Origin of the sequence: Actinosynnema sp. NPDC023658 (assembly GCF_040639995.1) — a bacterium.
Lineage (GTDB): Bacteria > Actinomycetota > Actinomycetes > Mycobacteriales > Pseudonocardiaceae > Actinosynnema.
Genome location: NZ_JBFAAX010000348.1, coordinates 1 through 6,186, shown reverse-complemented (window position 1 = coordinate 6,186; position 6,186 = coordinate 1). Strand labels below are relative to the sequence as shown.

Sequence of the window (6,186 nt, the reverse complement as noted above, 5' to 3'; positions counted from 1 at the left end):
CCCGGAGCTCCCCCCACAGCCTCGGGGGCACCGGCTCGCCACCCACCCCGACGGTGACCGGCCGCCAAGAGCGGGTCAGCAGGCCGTGGGACAGCAGCAGCCTCACGTACGACGGCGTGCTGCCGATGTGGTCGATCCGGTGCCGGACGAGGTAGGAGACCGCCGCGTCCGGGTCCGCCCAGACGGCGTCGTCCACGACGTGCAGCTCGTGCCCAGCGAACATCGCGAACAGGTGGCTCCAGGACGCGTCGAAGGACAGCGATGCCGTCAGCGCGACCCGCAGCCGGCGATCACCGACCGACCGCTCCGACATCGCGTAGGCGTTCTCGCGGTAGCCGTGGAAGCTGTTGAGCACGTTGGCGTGGCTGACGACCACACCCTTGGGACGCCCGGTGGACCCGGAGGTGTAGATCACGTACGCCGCCTGTGCCGGGTCGACCGGCGCGAGGTCGGTCCCCGGACGGTCGTCGACCCCGGCGAGGGTGACCGGATCGTCGAGCACCACCACCGGAGTGCCGTTCCCGGCCGGGATTCGCGCCGTCGTGCGGCGGTCCGCGAGCAGCAGCACCGGTCCGGCGTCACCGAGCAGGTAGCCGATGCGGTCGGCGGGGTACCGCGGGTCGACCGCCAGGCAGACGCCACCCGCTTTCAGCACGGCCAGCAGCGCGACGACCAGCTCGACCGATCGGGGCAGCATCAGCGCGACGACGCGTTCCGCGCCCACGCCCCCGGCGACGAGCACGTGCGCGAGCCGGTTCGCCCGGGAGTCGAGTTGGCCGAAGGTGAGCGCGGTGTCCTCGAAGACGACCGCCACGGCCTCCGGTGTCGCACGTGCCTGTGCCTGGAACATCGTGACCAGGTCCGGGGTCGACGGTCGCTCCTTCAGCACGGACAGCTCCACTGCCGAATCGCCTGCACCCACCGGCCTCCTCACGCTGTGAAGCGGACTTCGCGGCCTCCAGTCTCGGACCGGCGGGCTGAGCGGACCATGGGACGTTGGTCCCGGCCACGGGGAGATCGAGGCGATCAGTCCTGGCAGGACCAAGGTCCCATGGTCACCCGCGCACGGCTCCTCCCAGACTCGACGGTGTCGCTCCACCACGCGAGGAGGCTTCGAGTGCTGCAGGCAAGCCAAAGCCCGCGAGCAGACAGCGCCCGCCACACCACCGTCCCGGAACGGATCGCGGAGTGGGCGGCCCGCAGCCCGGCGGCAGTCGCCATCGTGGACGAGCACACCTCCGTCACCTACGGCGAGTTCCAGCGGCGGGTGGACGCCCTGGCCGACCGGCTGCGCCGACTCGGGGTCCGGCCGGACGAGCGGGTCGCGGTGTACCTGAACCGCTCGGTGGACTGCGTGCTGGCCGCGGCAGCCGTGCTGGCGGCCGGCGGCGCGTACCTGATGCTCGACGTCCTGCAGCCGGCCGCCTGGACCCGTCGGCTGCTCGACGACAGCGCGGCGCGGGTGGTGATCACCCACCCCGACCTGTGGGCCGCCACGGCGGTGGAGGGGTTGTCGCCGGTGGACGTGACGACCGCGCAGCGCCCGCTGCTGATCGGCACGCCCCCACGGCCGCCCGAGCCCGTGCCGGACGGTGCCGTGGCCTACCTCAACTACACCTCCGGCTCCTCCGGTGCGCCCAAGGGAGTGCTGGTCGAACACGCCGGCCTGGCCAATCTCGTGGACTGGTACCTCCAGCGCTACCGGGTGGGTCCGGAGGACCACCTCACCCAGCTGGCACGCCCCTCGTTTGACGCCTTCGCGCTGGAGGTCTGGCCGTGCCTGGCGGCCGGGGCCACGCTGCACGTCGTGGAGTCGGCCTTGCTGACCGCGCCGGCCGAGTTGCAGGAGTGGCTGTGCCGATCCGGGATCACCACCACCTTCGTGCCCACGCCGCTGGCCGAGCAACTGCTGGAGCTGCGGTGGCCGGACGACGGCCGCCTGCGGGACATGCTGGTCGGCGGCGACCGGCTCACCGCCTACCCCGACGCGGCGCTGCCCTTCCGGCTGCACAACAACTACGGGCCGACCGAGTGCACGGTGGTGGCCACGTGTTGTGAGGTGCTGCCGGGTGGTCCGTCGGACGAACCGCCGCCGATCGGCACGCCGATACCGGGCGTGTCCGCCTACGTGCTGGACGAGCGGCGCCGTCCGGTCGCCGAGGGCGAGCCGGGCGAGCTGCACCTCGGTGGTGTCGGCGTGGCCCGGGGGTACCTGGGCGACCCGGAGCGGAACGCCTTCTGGGCCGACCCGTTCAGCGCGGAACCCGCGGCCCGCGCCTACGCCACCGGCGACCTGGTGCGGCGTGCGCCGGACGGGCAGCTGCACTTCCTCGGCCGGGTCGACGACCAGGTGCAGGTCCGGGGGATCCGGGTGGACCCCGGCGAGGTCGAGCCGGTGCTGCGGTCGCACCCCACCGTCGGTCGCGCGGTCGTCATCGGTCGGGACCGGCAGCTGATCGCCTACGTCACCGCCGGCGACGGCCCGGTGGACCCGGTGGCACTGCGCCGCTTCCTCCAGGCCCGGTTGCCGGACTACATGGTTCCGGCGGTGGTGGTGCCGACCGACCGGCTGCCGATGACCGGGCACGGCAAGGTGGATCGGCGGGCGCTGGCCCGACTGCCCCTGCGTCAACCGGCAACCGCACCACCGCCGGAACCCGAGGACGACGTGGAACGCGCGCTGACCGAGACCTGGATGGAGGTGCTCAACGCCACCGAGGTGCACCCGCACGACAACTTCTTCGAGATCGGCGGGGACTCGCTGCGGGTCAGCCGGCTGGTCAGGCGGTCCCGCGACCGGGGGCTCGTCCTGCGCCCCGACGACGTCTACGCCCACCCCGTGCTCAGGGACCTCGTGGCCGCGCTGCGGGGACAACGGCCGACGGTGGTGGCCTGATGGGCAAGCGCGTCACCTTCGTCGAGCTCTCGGTCTACGACAACACGGTTCCGCTGGTGTCCGGCTACCTCCAGGCCTACGCCATGGAGGACCCCGTCATCGCGGCGTCGGTGGACTTCCGGATCTACTCCCGCAGCATGCGCCAGGACCCTGACCGGATGCTCGCCGACCTGCTGGACCTGCGCAGCGACGTCTACGCGTTCAGCTGCTACATCTGGAACACCGGGCTGGTCCGGCGGCTGCTGGCGGGCCTGCTCGCCGCGCGGCCCGACGCCTGGTTCCTGCTCGGCGGGGCGCAGGTGATGAACCACGGCGCGGACTACATCCCGGCCGGCGCCGCCAACGTCGTGGTGTGCGACGGCGAGGGCGAGCAGCCCTGCTACGAGTTCCTCCGGCAGGTGCTCGTCGAGGAACCGGACCTCACCCAGGTCTCGGGCGTGACCTTCCGGACCGGCGGCGGAGAGCTGGTGACCACCGACAAACCGCCGCGGCTGCGCACCCTCGACGACGTGCCGTCCCCGTTCGCCGCGGGTCTGTTCGACGGCCACGACTACACGTTCACGGTGCTGGAGACCAACCGCGGCTGCCCGTTCCACTGCGGGTTCTGCTTCTGGGGCGCGGCGACGAACTCCAAGGTCTACAAGTTCGACGAGGATCGCGTGCGCGGGGACATCCGGTGGATCGCCGAGCACGGCGTGGCCAGCGTCTTCATCGCCGACGCCAACTGGGGGCTGTCGCCGCGGGACGTGGAGCTGAGCAGGTACATCGTGAGCTGCCGGCAGGAGTTCGGCTCCCCCACCTCGATGGTGCTGGCCGCCGCGAAGAACCGGCCGGAGCGGGTGGCCGAGATCACCGAGATCCTGGTGCGCGGCGGCCTGGTCACCAGCCAGCCCATCTCGCTCCAGACGGTGAACACCGAGACGCTGCGGCTGATCGACCGGCAGAACATCCGGGAAGACACCTACACCGAACTCCAGCGCAGCCTGAACGAGAAGCGGATCAGCTCGTTCATCGAGATGATCTGGCCGCTGCCCGGCGAGACGCTGGAGACCTTCAAGGCCGGGATCGCCCGGCTGTGCCGGCTGGAGGCGGACACCCTCACCGTCTACCCGCAGCTGCTGCTGCACAACACCGCGCTCTACGAGCAGCGGGAGACCATGGGCATCGAGGTGGAGCGGGCGCCCGACCCGGTGGCGGAAGCCGACGTGGTGGTGGCCACCCGGTGGGTGGACCGGGCCGAGTGCGAGCAGGGCACCTGGTTCTACTACCTGGTGCAGAGCCTCTACAACGCCCGCGGCGCCTACCACCTCGCCCGCTACCTGGACCGCGGCGGCCTCCAGTCGTACGAGGACTTCTTCACCGCGGCGACGGGCTTCTGGCAGCGGTCGGACAGCGAGTTGTGCCGCTTCGTCGCGGACTCGGTGGCCACCGCCGACAACTACGACCTGCTCAACATCGGCAAGGCGGCGCACCTCGTGCTGCACTCGCACCGGGACGCCTTCGACGCGCTGCTGCTGGACTTCGCCCGTTCCCAGCCGTGGTGGTCCGACGCGGGCGCCCGCTGCGCCACCGACCTGGACCTGGTCGCCCGGCCGTACCTCTACCGCGAACCGGTCCGGGCGCCCGGTGTCGAGTTGACCGAGGCCAGGTTGGTGGAGGTCGACGAGACGTCGCTCGTGGTGTCGCTGCCCGCCGCGTTGGCGCACCTGCCGGTGGAACTGGGGCTGCTGGCCGAGCCCGCCACCGAGCTGCGCTTCGAGCACCCGCGTGACGGCAAGATGCCGGTCCCCCGCCACCACACCGTCGAGCAGAGCGCGAGCTACTGCCACGTGATGATCCAGCGGCTGCGCACCCTGCTGCCGACCTGCCAGTCGGTGCGGCTGAGTGCGCGATGATGCCGAGGGGCATCTTCACCGACGACCACCGGGCGTTCCGCGAGGTCGTCCGGGAGTTCATCGCCCGCGAGGTCACGCCGAACCTGGCCAAGTGGGAGGAGGCCGGCGTCGTCGACCGGAGCGTCTGGTTGGCGGCGGGGCGGCAGGGGCTGCTGGCCCCGGAGATCGACGTCGAGTACGGCGGCGGCGGGGTCCGGGACTACCGCTACCACGTGGTGCGGGGTGAGGAGATGGCCCGGGCCGGCACGCTGAGCCCGGCCTTCAACCTGCACAGCGAGGTCGTCGGCGGCTACCTGGACGACCTGGGCACGCCGGAGCAGAAGAGCCGCTGGCTGCCGGGTTTCTGCGCCGGCGAGCTGATCGGCGCCATCGCCATCACCGAGCCGGGCGCCGGCAGCGACATCGCGGCGATCGGCACCACCGCGCACCGGGAGGGCGACGACCACTACCGGCTGCGGGGCAGCAAGGCCTTCGTCACCCACGGCCTGCTGGCCGGGCTGGTCCTGGTGGCCGCGCTCGACCCGGCGGTCGGCCCCCGATCCGCCAGCCTGCTGGTGCTGGAGCCGCCACTGCCGGGGCTGACCGTGGGCACGCCGCTGGCCAAGATCGGCCTGCACTCGCTGGACACCGTGGCGATGACCTTCGACGACGTGCTGGTGCCCCGGGCGAACCTGCTGGGCGAGGCCGGCGCGGGCTTCCGCTACCTGATGCGGAACCTGCCCCGGGAACGCCTGTCGGTGGCGGTCACCGCACTCGCGCTGGCCGAGCAGGTGCTGACCGAGACCCTGCGGTACTGCGGGATGCGGTCCGCGTTCGGCCGGCCGATCGGCCAGTTCCAGCACAACCGGTTCCAGCTGGCCGAGATGACCACCGCGATCCAGGTCGCCCGCGTCTTCACCGACCGGTGCGTGGTGGAGCACGACCGGGGCGAGCTGACCCCGGAGCAGGCCGCGATGGCGAAGTGGTGGAACACGGACCTGTGCGCCGACGTGGTGGACCGCTGCCTGCAACTGCACGGCGGCTACGGGTACGCCGCCGAGTCCCTGGTCGGCCGGGCCTACGTGCAGGGCAGGGTGCAGGGCATCTACGGGGGCACCACCGAGATCATGAAGGAGATCATCGGCCAGTCCCTTCCGCTGTGACGACAGGGGGCGCACGTGAGGTACCTCGACGAGGCCACCGTCCGAGAGCTGCTCCCGATGAGCGCGGCCATCCCGGTGATGCGCGAGGCGCTCCGCTCGTTCAGCGCCGGCCGGGTGCACCAGCCGATGCGCACCATGGTTCCCGGGTACGGCGGCGACGTGCTCGCCGTGATGCCCGCCTTCGTCTCGTTCGGCGGTGGGCGCGGCATGTTCGGCTTGAAGGCGATCGCCGTCAAACCCGGCAACCCGGCTC

The 6,186-nt window shown here is 71.8% G+C and carries 5 protein-coding genes; 4 read left to right on the top strand and 1 reads right to left on the bottom strand.

Annotated features, from left to right (window positions below):
- On the bottom strand, nucleotides 1–922 hold a 922-nt coding region (locus AB0G02_RS26030; protein ID WP_360798346.1), incomplete at its 3' end, for an AMP-binding protein.
- A gap of 195 nt (nucleotides 923–1,117) precedes the next feature.
- Here AB0G02_RS26030 and AB0G02_RS26025 point away from each other — a divergent pair.
- The 4 genes from AB0G02_RS26025 to AB0G02_RS26010 form a co-directional block, all read left to right on the top strand.
- Nucleotides 1,118–2,896: an amino acid adenylation domain-containing protein gene (locus tag AB0G02_RS26025; protein WP_360798343.1), complete on the top strand. Its 1,779-nt coding sequence runs from the start codon at nucleotides 1,118–1,120 to the stop codon at nucleotides 2,894–2,896.
- Nucleotides 2,896–4,791, top strand: a complete 1,896-nt coding sequence (locus tag AB0G02_RS26020; protein WP_360798340.1) for a radical SAM protein — start codon at nucleotides 2,896–2,898, stop codon at nucleotides 4,789–4,791. Before AB0G02_RS26025 ends, AB0G02_RS26020 begins: the two co-directional genes overlap by 1 nt.
- Complete coding sequence (locus tag AB0G02_RS26015; protein WP_360798337.1) at nucleotides 4,788–5,933, top strand: acyl-CoA dehydrogenase family protein; 1,146 nt, start codon at nucleotides 4,788–4,790, stop codon at nucleotides 5,931–5,933. Before AB0G02_RS26020 ends, AB0G02_RS26015 begins: the two co-directional genes overlap by 4 nt.
- A gap of 15 nt (nucleotides 5,934–5,948) precedes the next feature.
- Nucleotides 5,949–6,186, top strand: a 238-nt coding sequence (locus AB0G02_RS26010) for a hypothetical protein (RefSeq protein ID WP_360798334.1), incomplete at its 3' end; no start/stop codon positions are given.